General features: G+C 36.2%; 21 protein-coding genes and 1 pseudogene. 15 read left to right on the forward strand and 7 right to left on the reverse strand.

All coding sequences use genetic code 11. From position 1 onward, the window contains the following. Positions 1-311 precede the first annotated feature (311 nt). From ACY651_RS02715 to aat, 3 genes and pseudogenes are all read left to right on the forward strand, one after another. Positions 312-857 carry a hypothetical protein gene (locus tag ACY651_RS02715; protein ID WP_462249462.1) on the forward strand — a complete coding sequence of 182 codons (546 nt, stop codon included), beginning with the start codon at positions 312-314 and terminating at the stop codon, positions 855-857. 287 nt (positions 858-1144) lie between these two features. Then, a pseudogene (locus tag ACY651_RS02720) lies at positions 1145-1456 on the forward strand (DUF1801 domain-containing protein); the annotation flags it as partial. Between the two features lie 94 nt (positions 1457-1550). Further along, the gene (gene aat / locus ACY651_RS02725; RefSeq protein ID WP_462249464.1) at positions 1551-2195 is read left to right on the forward strand and encodes a leucyl/phenylalanyl-tRNA--protein transferase; all 645 of its coding nucleotides are present in this window, start codon (positions 1551-1553) and stop codon (positions 2193-2195) included. Positions 2196-2781: 586 nt separating this feature from the next. Here aat and ACY651_RS02730 read toward each other — a convergent pair. From ACY651_RS02730 to ACY651_RS02745, 4 genes are all read right to left on the reverse strand, one after another. Next, entirely contained in the window at positions 2782-5019 is a 2238-nt protein-coding gene (locus tag ACY651_RS02730) for a Tex family protein (RefSeq protein ID WP_462249466.1), read from the reverse strand. 161 nt (positions 5020-5180) lie between these two features. Further along, positions 5181-6521 carry an exonuclease domain-containing protein gene (locus ACY651_RS02735; RefSeq protein ID WP_462249468.1) on the reverse strand — a complete coding sequence of 447 codons (1341 nt, stop codon included), beginning with the start codon at positions 6519-6521 and terminating at the stop codon, positions 5181-5183. Positions 6522-6666: 145 nt separating this feature from the next. After that, a complete protein-coding gene (locus ACY651_RS02740; RefSeq protein ID WP_462249470.1) occupies positions 6667-6951 on the reverse strand; it encodes a hypothetical protein in 285 nt (94 codons plus the stop codon). 63 nt (positions 6952-7014) lie between these two features. Then, a complete protein-coding gene (locus ACY651_RS02745) occupies positions 7015-7833 on the reverse strand; it encodes a class I SAM-dependent methyltransferase (protein ID WP_462249472.1) in 819 nt (272 codons plus the stop codon). Between the two features lie 216 nt (positions 7834-8049). Here ACY651_RS02745 and ACY651_RS02750 point away from each other — a divergent pair, with 216 nt between their 5' ends. Next, positions 8050-8379, forward strand: a complete 330-nt coding sequence (locus ACY651_RS02750) for a DHCW motif cupin fold protein (protein ID WP_462249474.1) — start codon at positions 8050-8052, stop codon at positions 8377-8379. Here ACY651_RS02750 and ACY651_RS02755 read toward each other — a convergent pair. Together ACY651_RS02755 and ACY651_RS02760 are read right to left on the reverse strand one after the other, a co-directional pair. Further along, positions 8376-9008 carry a LysE family translocator gene (locus tag ACY651_RS02755; protein ID WP_462249476.1) on the reverse strand — a complete coding sequence of 211 codons (633 nt, stop codon included), beginning with the start codon at positions 9006-9008 and terminating at the stop codon, positions 8376-8378. The two genes, ACY651_RS02750 and ACY651_RS02755, sit on opposite strands and share 4 nt — an antisense overlap. Before the next feature lie 154 nt (positions 9009-9162). Further along, positions 9163-10212, reverse strand: coding sequence for a hypothetical protein (locus tag ACY651_RS02760; RefSeq protein ID WP_462249478.1), 1050 nt, complete (start codon positions 10210-10212; stop codon positions 9163-9165). Positions 10213-10303: 91 nt separating this feature from the next. On the opposite strand from ACY651_RS02760, the gene ACY651_RS02765 reads away from it, so the two are divergent. Both ACY651_RS02765 and ACY651_RS02770 read left to right on the forward strand, forming a co-directional pair. Continuing rightward, positions 10304-11080: a (Fe-S)-binding protein gene (locus ACY651_RS02765; RefSeq protein ID WP_462249480.1), complete on the forward strand. Its 777-nt coding sequence runs from the start codon at positions 10304-10306 to the stop codon at positions 11078-11080. A 92-nt stretch (positions 11081-11172) separates the two neighbouring features. Next, the gene (locus ACY651_RS02770) at positions 11173-11682 is read left to right on the forward strand and encodes a hypothetical protein (protein ID WP_462249482.1); all 510 of its coding nucleotides are present in this window, start codon (positions 11173-11175) and stop codon (positions 11680-11682) included. A gap of 5 nt (positions 11683-11687) precedes the next feature. Here the strand turns inward: ACY651_RS02770 and ACY651_RS02775 are convergent, their stop codons facing one another. Next, on the reverse strand, positions 11688-14120 hold the full coding sequence (locus ACY651_RS02775) for an outer membrane beta-barrel protein (RefSeq protein ID WP_462249484.1): 2433 nt from the start codon (positions 14118-14120) through the stop codon (positions 11688-11690). A gap of 159 nt (positions 14121-14279) precedes the next feature. Between ACY651_RS02775 and miaB the strand changes: the two genes are divergently transcribed. The 9 genes from miaB to ACY651_RS02820 all read left to right on the forward strand — a co-directional run. Further along, positions 14280-15740, forward strand: coding sequence for a tRNA (N6-isopentenyl adenosine(37)-C2)-methylthiotransferase MiaB (gene miaB / locus ACY651_RS02780; RefSeq protein ID WP_462249486.1), 1461 nt, complete (start codon positions 14280-14282; stop codon positions 15738-15740). A 106-nt stretch (positions 15741-15846) separates the two neighbouring features. Continuing rightward, positions 15847-16026: a DUF559 domain-containing protein gene (locus ACY651_RS02785; RefSeq protein ID WP_462249500.1), complete on the forward strand. Its 180-nt coding sequence runs from the start codon at positions 15847-15849 to the stop codon at positions 16024-16026. A 2-nt stretch (positions 16027-16028) separates the two neighbouring features. Then, positions 16029-16196 carry an endonuclease domain-containing protein gene (locus ACY651_RS02790; RefSeq protein ID WP_462249502.1) on the forward strand — a complete coding sequence of 56 codons (168 nt, stop codon included), beginning with the start codon at positions 16029-16031 and terminating at the stop codon, positions 16194-16196. A gap of 38 nt (positions 16197-16234) precedes the next feature. Next, positions 16235-17470, forward strand: coding sequence for a sigma-54 interaction domain-containing protein (locus tag ACY651_RS02795; RefSeq protein WP_462249488.1), 1236 nt, complete (start codon positions 16235-16237; stop codon positions 17468-17470). After that, positions 17454-18029 (forward strand): LPS assembly lipoprotein LptE, encoded by a 576-nt coding sequence (gene lptE / locus ACY651_RS02800; RefSeq protein ID WP_462249490.1) that lies wholly within the window; start codon positions 17454-17456, stop codon positions 18027-18029. Before ACY651_RS02795 ends, lptE begins: the two co-directional genes overlap by 17 nt. A gap of 42 nt (positions 18030-18071) precedes the next feature. Beyond that, positions 18072-18932 (forward strand): hypothetical protein, encoded by an 861-nt coding sequence (locus ACY651_RS02805; protein WP_462249492.1) that lies wholly within the window; start codon positions 18072-18074, stop codon positions 18930-18932. Between the two features lie 3 nt (positions 18933-18935). Then, positions 18936-19295, forward strand: a complete 360-nt coding sequence (gene secG / locus ACY651_RS02810; RefSeq protein ID WP_462249494.1) for a preprotein translocase subunit SecG — start codon at positions 18936-18938, stop codon at positions 19293-19295. 82 nt (positions 19296-19377) lie between these two features. Beyond that, on the forward strand, positions 19378-20415 hold the full coding sequence (gene mltG / locus ACY651_RS02815) for an endolytic transglycosylase MltG (protein ID WP_462249496.1): 1038 nt from the start codon (positions 19378-19380) through the stop codon (positions 20413-20415). Between the two features lie 79 nt (positions 20416-20494). Continuing rightward, the coding region (locus tag ACY651_RS02820; RefSeq protein WP_462249498.1) for a YihY/virulence factor BrkB family protein at positions 20495-21395 on the forward strand (901 nt) is incomplete at its 3' end.

The following is a 21395-nucleotide window of genomic DNA, read 5'->3' on the forward strand; positions in this document are numbered from 1 at the left end:
GGCGGTTTTGCCATTGTCAAACTCTTTAAGGATGCCTGCTATCTGGGCAGGACTGAATGTGCTTCTTTTCATCTTTTACGTTTTTTAAAGTTACAAAATGTGTCTACTTTTAAAACGTACTATTTTTGGGGGAGCTTACAGAATCACTCTAACTTTTATAAAAAAAATTATTCGTTTTTGTTCAATGGATTGTGTTAAAGACATTTGAATTTGTATAACTTTAATTGGCTGTTTTGCAGTCAGATTATTTTTGACGAGTTAAATCCTATAGTATAAATTTATGTGTTCGGCGAAAGTTATAAAACGTGAACATGCCTAAATATTTTTTTATTCCCATTTTGTTTATTTTGAGTTGTACTTCTCAAAATTATACTAGCAATAAAAATTCGTCTAAAACACAGCACACATCAAAAGATAGTTTAAGAATACGATTGGTTGAAGCCGACACAATATTGATAGTGGGACACTTGGGGAGAATGTTTAAAAGACCTGGATACAATGATACTCTCCCTCCAATTCCGTCAATTTTATTTAATGGTAAGCCTAATCTTGCAATAATAAAAAAGCAAAAAATTATTACTGGTTTAGATTTAGATACTCTAATTAGGATTTTGACAAGACCGGTTACTGATACAACAGATCTTATGAAATGTATTTTCGACCCTCATCATACAATTTTTTTAATTAAAAATGGCGTTACATCTTTTATAGATGTGTGTTTTAAATGCGTTGAATTCGAATCGTCAGATAATTTAAAATCATTTATTGGCTTTGACGATAATAAGTGGGAAGAACTCGAGGTTTTTTTTAATCAAAAAGGTGTAAGCTTTGAACAAAAATATGATTACCCTAAGTAAAACTCTGCCGAACATGAACTGTGTAAAAAAACTTTAGATACTCAAATAATGCTATTATAATTTTCTGTTCCGCTGGAGTCTTCACAGCCCGGCTAAAAGCGTGGCGTGAGGCCCCGTTGTTGAAATACTGCCCGACTTGCAGTAATCAACTCTCTAAAACATTAATAACTTTACTACTCAGCACAAATAATTGTATTACCATGGCAGAATTAAAAACAAAAAAAACAGAACTGAGTGTGTAGGATTTTGTAAAAAAAGTTCCGGAGGCGCAAAAACAAAAAGATGCTTTTACTATTATTGCGCTTATGGAAAAAGCTACTAAAGCAAAAGCTAAAATGTGGGGCACTTCCATTATTGGTTTTGGCGACAGGCTTTTGAAATTTGAAAGCGGCCGGGAACTGGATTGGTTTGTAATGGGATTTTCGTCACGCAAACAAAACCTGGTTTTTTATATAAGCGGAGCGGTAGAAAAGCAACCGGCACTGTTGAAAAAATCAGGAAAACATAAAACGGGAAAAGGTTGTTTGTATATTAATAAACTGGAAGAAGTGGAAATAAATGTTTTAAAAGAAATAATTAATAAAGGTATTGTAAAATAATTTTTAATCCGTACTCACATACTTCACTGCAAAATCTATTTATGAAACAGAGCAGTATCTTCCCTCATCAAAATAACTTTTCTTACTTTTAATAATGTTTGTTTTAACTGAAGAAATTATTTTTCCCCCTGTGGGTGCTGCCAGTGATGAAGGACTTTTAGCCATTGGCGGCGATTTAAGCAGCGAACGATTATTGCTGGCTTATAAAAGCGGCATCTTTCCCTGGTACAGCGAAGGTGAACCGATTTGCTGGTGGTGCCCCAACCCAAGGTTTGTTTTATCGCCTGCTGCATTAAAAGTGAGTAAGAGTATGCAAACAGTTTTAAATAATGGCAGTTTCCGTTTTACCATTAACAAAGCATTTGATAAAGTAATTGCCAATTGTAAAACTATAAAAAGAAAACATGAAGAAGGCACGTGGATACAGCAGGAAATAATTGATGCTTATACCAAACTGCATCAGCTTGGTTTTGCTATTAGTGCCGAGGCATGGCAGGATGGAGAATTGGTTGGTGGCTTGTACGGCGTATTGCTGGGCAATATTTTTTTTGGCGAGAGTATGTTTAGCACAAAAAGTAATGCCAGCAAATTTGCTTTTATCAATCTTGTAAAGCATTTACAAAAGCAACATATTAAACTGATAGATTGCCAGGTGTACACTGCACATTTGGAAAGCCTTGGTGCAAAAATGATTGACAGAAAATTATTTTGCGAAATACTGGCGAAGGAAATAAAATAAAAAGTTTAGCTGCAGGCCTGTTGGGCTAAAGCCCGTGGCAATTGAAAGTATCTTCAGGCTTTAGCCGAATTTTAAAAAACAATTTATAAAGTTTAAAATTGATTTAGAAGCTGTTTGAGTTATTTATTTTTTATTTATTTTTTATTTATTTGGCTAAAGCCGCTTACCACAATTTGCATTACCACGCCTTTAAAGGCATGGTAATGCAAAGAAAATACTACCGGCTTTTTAATAAAAGCTGTCAGGTTGAGCTTGTCGAAACCGGGGCCATCTGGAAAAGAGCCTCTTTTTATTTGTGAACCCGCCTTCGACAAGCTCAGGCTGACAGTATAATTTTAATGTCTAATCGGCATCAATGAAATTCCTATAAAAATTTAAGCGATCCATACTCTATAAATCGCTGCAAAGTTTATAACCCCGATAAAAATTAGTACACTTTAAGAAGTTTTTTGTATTTAAGGAGATGAGTAAAGTAATAGTGTACAAGAGTGCCCTTCTTTCCTCAGGATAAACTCTGCCAATGAAGTTCCACATTGCTGAAAAAGCCTGGCTCCCTGAAAAAATCGGAACAAGAAAAAATAAAAAATTATCTTTTAAACTTTTGTTTCAAAGCCGCCAATGCATCAGTAAGCGGCACTTCTTTTATTGCTGTTTTAACAGGAGTAGTAAATGTTTTTTTAACTCCGGTAAATTGTTTGCGTTCCGGCGCAGGTAATGTTTGTTTAATGGATAAAGCAATTCTTTTACGTGCCGTATCTACTTCTAAAATTTTTACGTTTACTTTTTGATTTAGTTTCAGCACTTCATTTGGGTCGGTAATATAAGTGTGAGAAATTTCGGACACATGCACCAATCCATCCTGCTTTACACCAATATCTATAAATGCACCAAACCTTGTAATGTTGGTTACTACACCAGGCACTTCCATTCCAATTTTTACATCCTCCATACTGTAAATATTGGCAAACTCAAATTGCTGTACTTCACTCCGTGGATCGAGGCCGGGCTTTTTTAATTCGTTTAAAATATCTTTTATAGTAAGTTCCCCAATTTGTTCGGTGGCATATTTTTTTGCATCAACAGTTTTCAATAACTCTTCTTTACCAATGATGGCATTTACTGCAACACCTAAATCTTTGGCCATGTTTTGCACCACCGTGTATGCTTCCGGATGCACTGCACTGGCATCTAATAAATCTTCGCCATCTTTTATGCGTAAAAAACCGGCGCACTGTTCAAATGCTTTTCCGCCCAATCGTGGTACTTTTAATAATTGTTTACGGTTGCTGAATTTACCAATTTCATTCCTGTACTTTACAATATTATCGGCAAGTGTGCTGCCAATGCCGCTTACATAACTTAATAAATGTTTACTGGCAGTATTTAAATTTACCCCCACATTATTTACGCAGCTTATAACGGTAGCGTCGAGCCGTTCTTTTAAACGAAACTGGTTTACATCATGCTGGTATTGCCCCACGCCAATACTTTTAGGATCTAACTTTACTAATTCGGCCAGCGGATCCATCAATCTTCTGCCAATACTTACTGCACCACGTACCGTAATATCTTCGTTGGGAAATTCTTCTCTTGCTATGGCAGAAGCAGAATAAATGGAAGCACCATCTTCATTCACTAAAAACACCGGCAGGTTTAGGTTTAATTTTTTTATAAACTGCTCCGTTTCTCTTCCGGCGGTGCCATCACCAATAGCAAAAACTTCAATGCCGTATTGCTGTACTAAATTTTTAATTTTAATTTCTTCTGCAGCAACCCTGTTATTCTCATGCGGAAAAATGAGATCTGTTTTTTGCAACTCCCCTTTTTCATCCAAACAAACTACTTTACAACCGGTGCGGTAACCGGGGTCGATGGCTAAAATTCTTTTGCTGCCCAATGGAGAACTCAATAATAACTGGCGCAAATTTTCTGCAAAAACATTTATCGCATCTTCATCTGCTTTTGTTTTTAATGCGGTACGAAATTCAGTTTCCAAACTGGGTTGCAGTAATCTTCTGTAAGCATCTTTTATTGCTTTGCGAATTTGATCGCTGCAATTGTTCATGCCTTTTATGTATAACCCTTCAATCATTTCCAATGCCTCATCTTCCAGCGGCGAAATTTCAATGCGTAAAAATCCTTCTAAAAATCCACGGAGCACTGCTAATATTCTGTGCGACGGAATTTTTGCGATCAATTCGCTGAATTCAAAATAATCTTTGTACTTAATGCCTTCAGTTTCTTTTTCTGTAATTACTTTACTTTGTAATGTGGCAGTATTTTCAAAAAGATTTCGCAGCTTTGCCCTTACTGATGCATCCTCATTCACCGTTTCGGCAATAATATCTCTTGCACCCTGCAATGCGGCATCTGCATCAATTATTTTTTCGTTGATAAATTTTGCAGCTTCTGCAATTAAATCGGCATCAGTTTGTGCAATAATAAAATTCGCTAAAGGTTCTAAACCATTTTCTCTTGCCGTTTGCGCTTTTGTTTTTCTTTTTGGTTTAAAAGGCAGATAAATATCTTCCAGTTCTGCAATGGTAGTAGCTTTATTTAATTTTTCCTGCAACGCTTCCGTCATTTTTTCCTGTTCAGTAATAGCTTTTTCAATAAAAGTTTTACGTTCCGTAAATGCTGCCAAAAATTTTGCTTCTTCCTGTATCTGCTGAATTTGCACTTCGTCCAGTGCGCCAGTTTTATCTTTACGGTAACGGGCAATAAAGGGAATAGTTGCGCCTTCTTCCAGCAAAGCTAAAACGGCTTCTACCTGTTGTATTTTAAAATTAAATTTTTGTGCTATTGGGTTTACGAACTCTGACATCGGCTAAACTTTTTTTGTGTATTGAATACCCTGATAATGGACGACGGACCACAGACGATTGACAACTATGGTCTGTGGTCCGTCGTCCATCGTCTTTCTTCCGGGTGGCGAAAATAATGTTGTGTATCCAAACAAAAAATTGGAAGAATGGCGGTAATTAATTAAAGCACTATTTTTTTATGCGGATTAGCTTCGGCAAAAGAATAAATACTATTGCGGATATAATCATTATCGGCATAAGGATTTAAATAATTTTTTAACTCAATAGAAGATTGCAGTTTTAATTTTGCAGGAATATAGCCCATGCCCCAAAAACTCCCCCGTTCTATTAATAAACATAATTTTTCTTCTGCTTTAATGCCTTCATCTACCACAATAAATGTTGGCAGTTGCTCATTCAATGCTTCTAATGCTTTATTTATTTTGCCGTTATAAATTACCGGAGGTTCCAAAAACTCGTAATCTGTTATGGTGAAAGGCGTTTTATCTAAAAAACAAAGTTTGGCATTTAATTCAAATTCGTCCACCATATTTTTTAAAAGCACCAAGCCTTCATGCAGTAAATTAAATATATACAATGCCTGAACATTTTTTTTCTTTTTATCTATGGCTAAACGCATATATCCTCTTGCATCTTCAAATAAATACAGTGCATATTTTTGCAGGGGTTGTTTTTGACTGCGGTTGTACAATGGCCATAGCTTTTTAATTTCAGTGCTTTCTAAAACCAATGCTTCTAATTCGGTAGCGCATTCTTTATGGCTTATTTTATGAATGTTACGTAAAAAATTCTGCCGCTTCCTGTCGGGGTCGTTATGTGTAAAATGGCTGCTTACCCTTTTTTTTATGTTGATTGCCTTACCTACATACACAATTTTATCTTTACTGTTGTGAAAATAATATACCCCGGGTTTTACCGGCAGTTTATCAATTTCCTTTTTATCCAAATGCAACGGCAACCATTGCTCTTTAGATAATTTTTTAAGCATATCGTTGATAAAAATTTCGCCGTTATTAGCAAGATAATAATCAAATAATTGTACGGTGGCTTTTGCATCTCCACCGGCACGGTGGCGGTTATCAATATTTATTTGTAAAGAACGGCAAAGATTTCCTAAGCTGTAACTGGGCAATCCCGGAAAAATTTTTCTTCCCAGGCGTACAGTACATAATTTTTTTGCTGTTAACTCGTAACCGGAATTTTTTAATTGATGTTTGATAAAACTGTAATCAAAATTTACATTGTGTGCCACAAAAATTTTATCATTCAGCAAATCAAACAACACATCTGCAATATCATCAAATGCCGGTGCATCACTTACCATATAATTATCTATACCGGTCAATGCAGTAATGTAACGAGGAATATTTTGTTGCGGATTAATCAGTGTTTCAAAATGTTTTACAACTTTGGTACCATCATGTATAAACACAGCAATTTCGGTAATGCCGTGAGATGCTGCATAACCGCCGGTGGTTTCTATATCTACAATGGCGTACAAAATAGTTGTAGGTGGTTTGTTGTTGGGAATGTAATTTACTAATTATTTTAGTTAGAAAAGAAAATTTTATAAAGACTGAGTTTATGCAACAGGTTTTTTTCTGCATCAACCCGGTTTCGACAAGCTCAACCTGACAGTAAGCCAATCAAAACAACTTTTCTAAATAATGTGTTTTAATATTAAAAAGATATTTCAAACCGGCAACTTTATCAAAATTTTCTTTTTTAGCCGCTTCTGTTTTTTCTGACTTGGTCCCTACAATTAAAACATTTTTTGGTGTATGTTCGGTAGCAATAAATTCAAACACTTTTGTTTTGTAGCCATGCGCTTCTAAAATTAGTGAACGGATAGTGTCGGTAACAATTTCGGCCTGGCGCTCTAATAAAATACCATGTTTGGTGATGTTCTTCAATTCATTTTGCGGCGCCATTTGTTTACGAATCTGTTTGTGGCAACAAGGTGCACAAATAATAACTTTTGCGTTGGCCAGTATTCATTTGTAAATAGCATCGTCGGTAGCGGTATCGCAGGCATGCAATGCAATCAGCATATCAATTGATTTTAATTCGGCATCCTGTATAGTTCCTTTTTTAAAAATTAAATTTTTATAATTTACAGCTGCTGCAATGGTGTTACACTTTTTTACAAGGTCTTCCCTCATTTCAATACCGGTAACAGCCGCAACCAAATTTAAGTTGGCAGTTAAATAATCGTACAACGCAAAAGTTAAATAGCCTTTGCCACTGCCCATATCTGCAACAGTAATATTTTTTTCAAAATCAATATCTTTTATAATGCCTTCAATAATTTCTACATAACGGTTTATTTGTTTAAACTTATCCTGCATATCTTTTTTTACAATGCCTTCTGCGGTTGTAATACCCAGCTCATGCAAATACAAAGCTGTGGCAGAATTAATAACCCGATTTTTTTGTTTATCATGTTGCCCGGCATCTTCTTTAATTACTAAACTGGCCGGCCGTGTAATTATTTTTACAGTGCCGCTTTTATCAGCTGATAAATGAAAATCATTAGTGGCTGTAAAAAGATCTGCATTATAAAAATCGGTTTGCAGCATTTTCTCTATCAAAATAAGGCTTTCTTTTATATCGTAGTTTTTAAAAGTATCGTTGGTGTTATTACGGTAGGTAAAATAAAGTTTAGGGGCGTTTTTTATTGTTACAGGTTTTATAAAAATATTTTTCAGCTCCGCAGATTTTTCCCTTTTATTGCCCAGTGTAATTTTAATAAGTTGCTGCCCGGCAAAACTTGCAGAAATATTTTGAAGAAAAAGTTGCAGATTATGTTGCATGAATTTATTTTTTTACGACATTGCAAATGTAATCATTATGTATATGGTTAATTTATACAAATTAGACAATGAATCTATCCGATTAAAAAAATGTCAGGTTGAGCTTGTCGAAACCGGCGCTATAGTCAACCCGCCTTCTACAAGCTCAGGCTGACAGTATTCTTTTCAACTTTTAATTGGTATAAACCGTAATTTTAAACTACTAAATTTAAAACTATGCAAATAGCTAAATTTCCCTTTACAATATTAGACTGGAGCAATTTGGAAGTAACCGAACGTGATGGCGTTACCGGTAAAACTATTTCTAAAATATTTTTTATGGGAGATATCAGGGTGCGGATGGTGGAATACACCGCCGGGTACCTGGCCGATCACTGGTGCCACAAAGGCCATGTTATTTATTGTATTGATGGCGAAATGGAAACCAAACTGGAAGATGGCAGAAGTTTTATTTTTTCAAAAGGCATGACGTATCATGTAGGCGACGATTGCGAAGCACACCGTTCGTCATCAGTAAACGGATGCAAACTGCTTATTGTTGATTAACCGGTTTTGTTTTCTTTAAACTTTGTAACCGCATCTTTTTTCATCAATATTTTTACCAGCTGTATTATTGCAGTAATTGCAAATATGGTTCCTATAATCCAGTTTAAATATTGCTGGCTGTTGGCAATCCTGCTTACCATCCATTTGCCGCCAAAAATAAAAACGCAGTTGCCCAATAAAGTTCCTACTCCTATACCAACAATATAACTGTTGTACTGGCTTTTCTTTGGCTCCAATATTTTTTTTGTAAATAAAACGGTGCTCCATCCAAACCAAAAGGGTATTTGTACCGGGTTAATGGCGCACATAAACATGCCGAGTAAAAAACGGTGCATATTATTTTGCAGCAGTACATTTTTTTCGTTTGCACCACTGCCGGCTGCAGCAATAAAACTACCAACAGCCAATGCAATAATAATAGCCAAGGTAACCCATTCCATTGCTTTCATTAATTTTTCCTGCTTACGCACCCAATCAATACCCACCAATGAAATTCTTACATAAATCATTTCTACCAGTAGTGATCCCAATGAAAAATACATCGCATCTTTAATACTTTCCTGTATGCCAATTTGCATGGCTGCAATGTTGAGTGTACCTAATGGCAGGCTTCCCAAAAAGCTTATCATTAATCCCCAACAAAAAATTTTTATTAGTTTCTGCATCAGTTAATATCGAATTTAAAATATCGAACTGAAAAATGTCGATTTGAAAAATATCGAATAGCGAATATTTTTAAACTGCAGCAGACATTCGATATCCGCACATTCGCCATTTCATATTTTACCCCATTTGTTCATCAGCGGCTTTCATCATTTTAAAATTTGCATTTGCTTCTTTTAAAAATTTTCTGCCTTTTAAAAAAGGCCAGGGCGCAAGTCCCTGTTCACGGTTGTATTTACTTATTTTGTACAGCGCTTTCCAGTGCATCAGTATTTCTTTGTATGCCCCGGTTAAGGTATAACCGGTATCGTAAAAATGATTGGGCTCAGCACCACAGCCATTATATTCCAGGATGGTAAAATTTTGGCCATTTTTTAGATCTTCTACGTTACTGCACATAATGTCGTAGCGGCCATAAAAAAAATCATTCACTCTTATACTTATGCTGTCAAAAAGCGAAACTAATTTTTCGTCAATGTGCTCTTTTAAATCAACAAAGTGGGCACCACGGTTGTGGTTGGCCGCATAACTCAGCATATATTTTTCTCCGGCCGTTAACACATCATGCCATTTTTCTTTATGCTTGCTGTGCAATTCTCCTAATCTTTTATTGCCTTTGGGGTGCTGCAGAATTAATTCTTCTACGGTATGTTTTCCATCGCCTGTAATTTGCAAAGGAATTTTATGTAAAAAACCTGTCACCCTTCCTTTATTTTCTTTAGGATGACGGATATAAAAAACGCTTACCTCCATCGGGTAATGCACCATTTTTTGTACAATGTATTCCACCGGCACTTTTTTATGATAAGCGCTAAATTCTTCTTCGGTATCAATTTTTCTGAATAAAACTCCCTGCCCTCCCACTTCGGGTTTTACAATTAACGGATAGGGAATATCAGTTTTTGTTAACCGCTGCAGTACCGAAGTAAAATCTTCTTTTGGCAATACATTAAAAGTGGTGGGATACAATTCCTGCGGCAGCAGATCGTACATTTCTTTTTTAGGTTCGCCTTCCATACCGCCAAAAGTAAGTTTGGGGTTACTGCTGGTAAAAAACCAAACTGCATTTGATTTTATGATGTACCAAAGCCAAACAGGAGTAATGGGTGCATACAGCAATTTAAACGGCCAGGCTTCCCAATTGGTTATTTTGTTTAAGATATTTTTCAAATGCTTGTTTATAATCGTCAAAAATAAACCCTAAACATCAAACCGCAATCGTAAAACTATTAATTACATTTGCTGATAGAAATAATTACTTATGCATGTACCAACAATGGCCGAAATGACGGCGAATGGCGAAAACCCCGAAATATTATTTTGGGTGGGTTGCGCCGGAAGTTTTGATCAAAGGGCTCAAAAAATTACCAAAGCATTTGTTACCATTTTAGATAAGGTGGGTACCAAATACGCCATTTTGGGTAAAGAAGAAATGTGTACCGGCGACCCTGCAAGGCGCAGCGGCAACGAGTTTATGTTTCAAATGATGGCCTATCAAAATATACAAATATTGAATGGTTATGGCATAAAAAAAATTGTTACTGCCTGTCCGCATTGTTTTAATACATTGAAGAATGAGTATCCCGAACTGGGAGGCACTTACGAAGTCATTCATCATGCTACATTTATACAGCAACTGATTGATGAAGGCAAAATTAAAATGAGTGAAGGCGGTACTTTTAAAGGAAAAAAAATTACTTACCACGACAGCTGTTATTTAGGCCGTGCCAATAATATTTACGAAGCACCCCGAAAAGTTTTAGAAGCTTTAGATGCAGAGCTGGTAGAAATGAAACGCTGCAAAAGCAATGGTTTATGCTGCGGTGCCGGTGGTGCACAAATGTGGAAAGAAGAAGAAAAAGGTGATACAAGAATTAATTTAGAAAGAACCAAAGAAGCGTTGGCAACAGGTGCATCCGTTATTGCTGCGGCCTGCCCGTTTTGCAATACTATGATGACGGATGGTGTAAAGAGTAATGAAAAGGAAGGCGATGTGCAGGTGCTGGATATTGCGGAATTGGTGGCGGCGGCGATGTAGAGCAGCCCCTCCTATCCTTCCGCCAGCTGGCGGAGAGGGAAAAGTAGAAGATTAAATTTGAGATTGATGTTTGAATAAAATATTTCACGACAATGAATACAGACATAACAGCACATATTCCTTCTGAATTTGATGATAACTCCAAAGTATGGATTTACCAGAGCAGCCGTTTATTTTTAATGAGCGAAGCTTTTGAAATGGAAGACATGCTGAACAATTTTGTTGCTAACTGGAAAAGCCATGGGGATACGGTAAAAGGTTTTGCAAATTTGTTTTTTGGGCAGTTTATAATTTTAATGGCAGATGAAACACAAAGTGGTGTTAGTGGGTGCAGTACTGATAGTTCGGTTCGTTTAATAAAAGAAATTGAGCAAAAATTTAATGTGGATTTGTTTAACCGTCAAAACCTGGCTTTTATTTTAAAAGATAAAATACAATTACTGCCTTTGCCGCAATTAAATTATGCGGTTGAAAATAATTTTATTAATAGCGATACGTTATACTTTAATAATATTGTGCTTACTAAAAAAGAACTGCTGGAGAAATGGATTGTGCCGGTTAAAGAGAGTTGGCTGAGTAAGAAGTTGTCTGCAAAAATTTAATACAATTATTTCTTCAATTTTTTCAGCAAAGCTTCTCTTCCACTCTTCTTCACTTTCTTACTAAAAATATAACTCAATGCAATTCTAAAATTCTTCGTCTTAGTAATACTGTAACTTTCTAAATTAAAATTACTGGCGTAAGTAAAGTTTTTATTTTGCTGCTGCCTGAAGGGATCAATAACACTTAATGCCAGCACCATTTTCTTTTTAAATAATTTTTGCTGCACGCCCATACTCATACTTAAAGTACTTCTTACGGTGCCCTGCGGATTGGCAAATCGGTTGTAGGTAATGCTTGCGTTACTATTGAGTAAATCGTTAAACTGGTAACTGCCGTTAAAGGTTGAAAAAATGGAGCCTCCATTGCGGTAGCGGTTTACGGTTCTGTCGTGGTTGCTGTACACATTATAACTGTATCCCAAACTCAAATTCAGTTTTATTTTTTTACTTAGGGTGTAGCCGCCCCAGGTATTGGCTTCGTATTCTTTTCGGCCACTAAGGTTTTGCCAGGTGGTGGTAGTGCTGCCATCGGGCTGGCGGGTACGTATGGAGCTGTAAATATTTTGCAATGCATTATAACCCGTTGAGGCATTGATGTAATATTTTTTATTCCATTTACCAATAATAAAATCGAAATTATCAGCAAAATATGGTTGCAGGTATGGGTTACCAAAACGGGTGTTGTATGGGTCGCCATAATCAACACTGGGGTTAAGCTGGGCTAAGCCCGGCCGTTGTATAGTACGTTTGTAACTTAAAGTAATGGTAACATCGTTCTCCCATTTTTTTATGGCAGTTACAAATGGTAAAGCACTACAGTAATTGTTGGCATAATCATCTGCGCTGTTTACAATTTCGAAATTGGTGGCGGTTTGCTCTATTTGTGTACCGGCAGTAATATTAAAATCGGGTTGTATGGTATAGCGCAATGCGGCCCTGTAAAAAAATATATTCTGATGAAAATTAATGTCATTGCTCAGCAATTCGTTTTTTAAAAAAATATTATCGGGCTTTTTTAAAAACACCGTGTTTAAAATATTGTGGCTGTTAGTTCTTATCAACCCATTGCCCAGGTTAAGATAAAATTTATTGCTCTTCAGCGGCCTGTCGTAATTTAAACGAATGCTGATGGTGGTACTTTTTATTTTGGTATCCTGCTGCTGGCTGCTGTCTGTGCCGGTAAAAGAATAATCAGGGTTTAAAAATTGCTGGTAATAATCTCTTTCGTTATTATTAATGCCAAAATTTACACCGGTAATCACTTTAAAAACTACACCGGGCTTTTTGCCTTTGTTGGTATAGGTAGCATTAAAATTTGGCGATGCACTGGTAATGTTGGTTGCCGTAAAACGGTTACTCAACCTGTAAATTAAATTGTTGCTGTTAATATTGGTGTATTGGTTGTTGTTATTACTTTCTGCAGTACTGCTGTTGTAAAATGCAGTAAAATTAAAAGCATTGCGTTTGTTTAATTCGTAATCAAAACTAACCCTTGCATTGGGCCGCAAACTGTTATTGCTGTTAATGCCGGTGGTATTAAAATAATTTACAGAATCTGTATAAATATTTTGCCTGTTGCTGTAACTGCTGCCTTCAAATTCGTTGTAACCAAAACCTGCGCTAACGTTTAATGCAATTTTATTTTTACGGTAAGCAAAATTTCCGTTGATACCATTTTCGCCACGGGTACCATAACTTACATTTAAGCGGCCACTCATACCCACTCTTCCTTTTTTAGTTACAATATTTATTACGCCACCTCTTTCGCTTGCATATTGCGGTGGTGGTGTGGTCATCACTTCAATTTTATCGATCATACTGCCGGGCATACTCTCTAATAAATCCTGCAATTGTTTGCCGTTTAATTCTACCGGCTTATCATCAATTAAAATTTTCACGTCTTTACCACGCAGTTGTACTTTACCATCGTTATCTACATTTACCAATGGTGTTTGTTTTAATAATTCGGTGGTAGATGCACCGGAACTTAATGCCGATTCGCCTGCATTAAAAATTATTTTTCCATCTTTATTTTCAATAAGTGGTTTTTCTGCATAAATAATTACTTCTTCTAAATCGGTAGTTTTTTTATTCAGTTTAATATCGTTCAAATCAAAATCATATCGTTCGGCCCTCAAGTAAATACTGTCTAACCTTAAATTGCTGTAGCCCACCATGCTAATTTGTAAGCGGTAATAACCGTAAGGCAATTGCTCAAATAAAAACGAGCCATCTTTAGCGGTGATTAAAGTTGTTGTAAATAAACTGTCTGCAATTTTACTGAGCGTAACTGTAGCGGCTGCAATGGCTTTGGAGTTTTCGTTATCCAGCACATTGCCAATAATAATACCTGGGTTTGCAATTACTTTGGCAGAATCCTTTTGTGCAAGAACATCTAAAAAAAGTACAGAAAAAATAAAGAAGCAAAGAAATTTCAATTAAAGTAAGGTTTTGGTTAACAAATTTATCTTATTACCTTAATTAGACGACATTTTTATTATCAACGGTCTAATAATTTGTATAAATCAGCTTCTGCCATCCTGTCACAATCTGCATCATTTCATTTATCTTTGCCCTCTTAAAAAATACGGAGCAAAATGCTGGAGTTATTGACACCTAAAGAACATGATGAAGTAAGGCAGGGAGAAGCTTATGCGCCTTTTGCTAATGATATCAACGCTTATAAAAAACATTTTTATATAGAAAGCTATGGCTGCGCCATGAATTTTGCTGATAGTGAAGTGGTAGCTTCTATTTTACAAAACAATGGGTTTGGTGCTACTAAAAATGTGGAGGATGCCGATTTAATTTTCATCAACACCTGCAGTATAAGAGATAAAGCCGAGCAAACGGTAAGAAAAAGATTAACTGAATTTAGAAAATATAAAAAGAGCAATCCCGGTTTATTGGTGGGTGTGCTGGGTTGTATGGCCGAAAGGTTGAAAGCACAATTTATTGAAGAAGAAAAATTGGTTGATTTAGTGGTTGGCCCCGATGCTTACCGCACATTACCCGGTTTAATTGAAGAAGCTGAAACCGGACAAAAAGCAGTGAACGTTTTATTAAGCCGTGATGAAACTTATGCCGACATTTCTCCCATACGATTAAACAGCAATGGCGTAAATGCTTTTGTAAGTATAATGAGAGGATGCAATAATATGTGCAGCTTTTGTGTGGTGCCATTTACAAGAGGGCGTGAAAGAAGCCGTGATGCAGCAAGTATAATTAATGAATGTGCAACTTTATTTGAAGAAGGTTACCGAGAAGTAACTTTACTGGGGCAAAATGTAGATAGTTATTACCAAGCCCCCTCTATCTCCCCCGAAGGGGGAGGAAATGGAGATGACCTTAGCGAAAAGGCAATAACCTTTGCACTATTACTAGAAAAAGTAGCGTTGATTGATCCATTACTCCGTGTTCGTTTTTCCACTTCGCATCCAAAAGATATTACGGATGATGTATTGTTTACCATTGCTAAGTACGATAATATTTGCAATTATATTCACCTGCCCGTACAAAGCGGCAGCAGCAGGGTTTTACAATTGATGAACAGAACATACAGCCGTGAGTGGTACATTGCTAAAGTAAACCGCATTAAAGAAATTATACCTGATTGCGGTTTAAGCACCGATATGATCACCGGTTTTTGTACCGAAACGGAAGAAGACCATCAGGAATCTTTAAGCCTGATGCGGTACTGCCAGTACGATCTGGCCTACATGTATTTTTACAGCGAACGCCCCGGCACTTTAGCAGCAAGAAGATTTAAAGATGATATACCGGAAGAAGTGAAGAAAAGAAGGTTGCAGGAAATGATCGACCTGCACCGCATACAATCTTTACACAGCATGCAAAGGGATGTGGGCAAAACATTTAAAGTATTAATTGAAGGCACGAGTAAGAAAAACGAGAATGAATTACAGGGAAGAAATGATCAGAATAAAGTGGTGATATTTGAAAAAGGCAACTTAAAGAAAGGGGAATATGTTTTTGTGAATATTACTTCCTGCACAGCTGGAACTTTGTTTGGTGAAATAGTAACCCCCTCCGCCCCCTGAAGGGGGAACTTTACAGTACAAAATTTAAAGTTCTTTTATTTATTTGAACAGATTAAAATTGAAAATAACAGTGTCTTCTTCTGAGAATCAAGAATGCAAAAGTTCAATGTTTTATGGAGCAAGTCCGATAATATTTGAATTAGCAAAAAAATTAAGAAATAATGTAACGGCTACGGAAATGATTTTATGGGGGAGATTAAAAGAATACTTTCCTCAATTAAAGATTAGAAGACAATATCCGATATCAATTTACATAGCTGATTTTTATTGCCATTCTAAAAATTAATAATTGAAATTGATGGTAGTATTCATAATTTGGCGGATGTAAAAAATAATGATCACATTAGGCAAACAGATTTAGAAAATTTAGGAATAAAAGTTTTAAGATTTTCAAACGAAGACATTTTGTATCATCTTGAAGCAACTTTAGAAAGAATAGGAAATAATTTTAAATAATTTTAAACCAAGTTCCCCCTTCAGGGGGCGGAGGGGGTATGGATTTACAAAGCATAAAAAATCGTTTCGCAATAATTGGTAATGCACCTGCATTAAACCATGCATTAAATATTGCCACCCAGGTGGCCAATACCGATCTGTCTGTTTTAATTAATGGAGAAAGTGGTGTGGGTAAAGAAGTTTTCTCACAGATCATTCATGCCTTATCTGCAAGAAAACACAACCCTTTTATTGCAGTTAACTGCGGCGCCATTCCCGAAGGGACCATCGACAGTGAATTATTTGGCCATGAAAAAGGAAGTTTTACCGGTGCCATGGAAAGCCGCAAGGGTTATTTTGAAACGGTAAACGGCGGTACTATTTTCTTAGACGAAATTGGTGAAATGCCTTTAGGTACACAGGCCCGTTTGCTTCGTGTACTGGAAGCCGGTGAATACATCCGTGTAGGCTCCAGCAAAGTACAAAAAACAGATGTCAGGGTAATTGCTGCAACCAATAAAGAGCTTATTGAATTTACACAAACCGGGAGATTCAGAGAAGATTTATATTACCGTTTAAATACTGTGCCCATTAGAGTGCCATCTTTACGGGATAGAAAAGATGATATTCCTTTACTGTTCAGAAAATTTGTGGCCGACTTTGCAGATAAATACAAAGCACCGCCGGTACAACTGGATGAAGAGGCAAAAAATGTGTTAATTAACTACAGCTGGCCGGGTAATGTGAGGGAATTGAAGAATATTGCAGAGCAAATTTCGGTGCTGAGCCAGAATAAAAATATTAATGCCGCTCAATTAAAAAGTTTTTTACCCGAACATAATTATTCAAGGTTACCGGTATTATCTGGTGGGGCTGGTGTGGTAAGCCAAACGGAATTTGCCAACGAAAGAGAAATTTTATACAAACTCTTTTTCGACATGAAGAAAGATGTGAACGAATTAAAAAAGATGTTTTACGATTTACTGCAAAACCCAAACATTGCCCACAATCATGCACCGGTTTTTGCAGATGACATAAAAGAGTACAGCAGCAATAATGGAAATGTATTACCCGGCTCCTCATCGCAACCGGTAATTTTACACCAGGGTAATAACAACGATATTCACCAGCACGAAGATGTGGAAGAATCGTTAAGTATTATGGATAAAGAAAAAGAATTGATCATAAAAGCATTGAAAAAACATAAAGGCAAACGTAAAGATGCATCGCTTGATTTGGGGATTAGTGAAAGGACTTTGTACAGAAAATTGAAAGAGTATGATATTGAAGAGTAAAATAATGGGCAATGGACAATGGGCAATTACCAATAAGCAGAGTGCAATAAGCAAAGTATTTCTATTGCCGATTTGCATATTGCTTATTGTTGTTTTCTCCTACTCCACCTGCAAATATGGTTTTAAAGATACTTCACCCATTCCGGAGGAAGTAAAAACATTCCGGGTTAATCCTTTAAGTAATAAAGCACAATATGTAAATGTGCAATTGGCGCCTCAGTTAACCGAAAAATTGAAGCAAAAAATTATTAATACCACACGGCTCCGCCAAACCAACAGCGACGATGCCCATTACGATATCAACGGAAGTGTTACCCAATATTATACCAGTACCACAGGTATTACCGGTACAAACGCCAGTTTAAACCGGCTCAATATTTCTTTTCACCTTGTTTTTAAAAATATACTCGACGATAAGAAAAATTTTGAAACTGATGTAAGCACTTATGTAGATTTTCCTGCCACACAAAGCCTTGCACAGGCCGAATCGGCCAACAGTACAAAAATTATTGGCAATATTGTAGATGCCGTTTTTAATAAAATTTTTTCTAACTGGTAAAAAACAGTTTGCCATTTGTAGTTTGTAGTTTAGCTTTGAAATATGCAGCAGCCTTCTCCTCTATTTAATTTTATAACAAAAGAGAACCATTCCGGTGTACCCGCTAAAGATTTTTTAGCAGCCGTAACAAAACAACATCCCTATTTTGCGGCGGCACATTTTTATTTATTACAGCAAATAAAACCGGGTGATGCAGGGTATGATTTGCAGGCAGCAAAAACTGCCATACTTTTTAATAATCCGCATTGGTTAAATTTTCAATTGCAAAAACCAGCATCGGTTTCTCAGGAAATTACAACTGAAATACTGCCTGCAGAAAATGAAGGTAACGATGATGACAATGCAATAACTGCAATAATAATTTCTTCTACCCAGGAAAAAAGTATTGAACCCCCCGAAACTGTAAGCCCAACAGCCGAACAATTGATGCTGGCAGAAAATGCGGACAACGATGATGATGAAACGATAACAGAAAAAGAAATTGCTCCCATAAAAATTAATATCAATATTCCCGAAGTAAATACCAGCAATGCAGATGCCCTTACTTTTGAACCCATGCATTTGGTAGATTATTTTGCATCGCAGGGTATTAAACTTAGTGAAGAAGTGCAACCGACGGATAAGTTAGGCATGCAATTAAAAAGTTTTACCGGCTGGCTTAAAACCATGAAGAAAATACATGTTGCCGATACACAAGCCAGTGCCGGCATTGCCGATATGGTGATACAAACACTGGCCGCAAAAAGCAATACCGAAGGCGAAGTGCTTACCGAAGCTATGGCCGAAGTGCTGCTGCAACAGGGAAAGACGGAAAAAGCTGCGGAACTGTATAAAAAATTAAGTTTGCTCAATCCCTCTAAAATCGCTTACTTTGCAGCCAAAATTGAACAATTAAAAGGATAGATTATGTTAGTGTTATTTGGAATTTTAGTAATTATTGCCTCAGTTATATTAGGATTGATAGTATTGATTCAAAACCCCAAGGGTGGCGGTTTATCAGCCAGTTTGGGTGGTTTCAGCAACCAGTTAATGGGTGTAAAACAAACTACCGATGTACTTGAAAAAGGCACCTGGGTATTTGCTGCTATTGTTGGCATACTTTGCATTGTTTCGCCTGCATTTATACCAAAATCTGGTGCTGGCAACGCAAAACCTAACGATTTACTTAAAGAAACTTCAACCTCTCCGGCAAAAGGATCAGTTGCACCTTCGCCAACAGTTCCAATGCCTGGTACGGCACAGCCAAAAACTGATACTCCTAAATAAATTATAAAGTTTATAAAATATTTAATAGCCCCGATGGTAACACCGGGGTTTTTTATTTTACTTTGCCTCACATAAAACAATCATGATAAAAAAAATAATTTACTTCCTCTTACTTATACTTTTAGCCGGCGGTGGTTTTATAGGTTGGAAAGTTTTTGGACCAACTGTAAATGCTCCTGAAAAAAAATATTTCTACATAAAAACGGGTGATAATTATGAAGGCGTAAAAACAGATTTGCACGACTTAAAAATTATACAAAGCGAATTTTGGTTTAACCAGGTTGCAAAAAAATTAAACTATCCCAAAGTTGTAAAAGCCGGCCGTTACGAAATTAAAAATGGCATGAGCCTTTTTAGTTTAATACGCATGCTGCGTTCGGGCAATCAGGTGCCGGTTAATTTGGTCATTAATAAAATAAGAACTAAAGAAGACCTGGCCCAAAAAGTTGCAGCCAACTTTGAATGCGATTCTTTAAGTTTTATTTCTTTTTTAAATAATAATGATTCTATAAGAAAATATAATTTAGACAGCAACACTTTAATGACGGCGGTAATACCCAACACCTACAGTATTTTATGGAATACTTCTCCTGCAAAAATTTTTAAAAAATTGTACAGCGATCAGGTAAAATTTTGGAATAATGAAAGAAGAAGTAAAGCTACTGCATTAAATATGACACCAAAGCAGGTTTATACTATGGCAAGTATTGTAGAAGAAGAAACCAATAAAGAAGAAGATAAAGGAAAGATTGCCAGTGTTTACATCAACCGTATTGAAACAGGGATGAAATTAGAAGCTGACCCCACCGTAAAATTTGCTATGAAAGATTTTGGTTTAAAAAGAATTTTACACAAACATCTTGAGTATCCATCGCCGTACAACACTTACCGGCAAACGGGTTTACCACCCGGGCCCATTTGTACACCATCATCAAAAACAATTGATGCAGTTTTAAATGCCCCGCAAACCAATTATATTTTCTTTGTTGCAAAACCCGACTTTAATGGCTATTCAAATTTTGCAACTACCTATGCAGAGCATTTAGTTTTTGCTAAAGCGTATCAAAATGCATTAGACAGTTTGATAAAAGTCAAGGCAGCAAAAGCTACTACTCCGTAAAAATAATTAAGTGTTCTTAAAAATACAATTAGTGCGTTAGTAATTATATTCAGCAAAAAAAAAATTACCTTGTAGCATAATGACTAAGCTGGAACGCATATTGGTAACCAAAACACCGCTTGCTTTTATTTTACGCAAAAGCAAACACTGGTATTTACCGGGTTTTGAAGGCGTACCACTTTTTGATGTACTCAAGTTTTTTTATAAACAAGTTAAAACGGTAGGGCTTACTGAAAGAGCATCGGCAATTTCTTATAATTTTATAATGGCAATACCACCATCGTTTTTATTTTTATTTACACTTATCCCAAGTTTACCTTTTATATCTAAGTCAAGTATTAAAACCCAGTTGCATGTTTTAATTACTGATATTGTTCCTGCAAAAGCCTACAACGAAAATATTATTAAGTTTGTAGATTCTTTTTTAAAAGGAGATAAAATTGGATTGCTTTCCTTCGGTTTAATATTAGCACTGTTTTTTGCGTCAAACGCTATGATGGGTTTAATGCGGTCTTTCAATAAAAATTATATTGGCTTTGCCAAAAGAAAAGGATTGCAGAAGCGCTGGATTGCAATCAGGCTTACAGTTTTAATTTTTGGATTGGTACTGGCTTGTCTTATTTTGTTAATTACACAGGGTGCAGTTTTAAATTGGTTAGGGGTAAAAAGTAATTTTTGGAAAGATTTCATTTTCTATTTTCGCTGGGTAGTTATTGCTTTGCTTGTATTTTATTCTATAGCCTTCATTTATAAATACGCCCCATCTGTTCATAAACGCTGGAAATTAGTTTCGCCGGGAACTATACTGGCTACTTTTTTATGCATCCTGGCTACATTAGCCTTTTCTTCTTTTGTTAATAATTTTGGAAAATACAATGCGCTGTATGGCTCAATTGGTACCATAATAATGCTGATGGCACTTATCTTTATTAATTCGCTGGTTTTGCTGGTTGGTTTTGAATTGAATGTGAGCATAAAAA

Source organism: Ferruginibacter sp. (genome assembly GCF_031391665.1).
Taxonomy (GTDB): domain Bacteria; phylum Bacteroidota; class Bacteroidia; order Chitinophagales; family Chitinophagaceae; genus Ferruginibacter.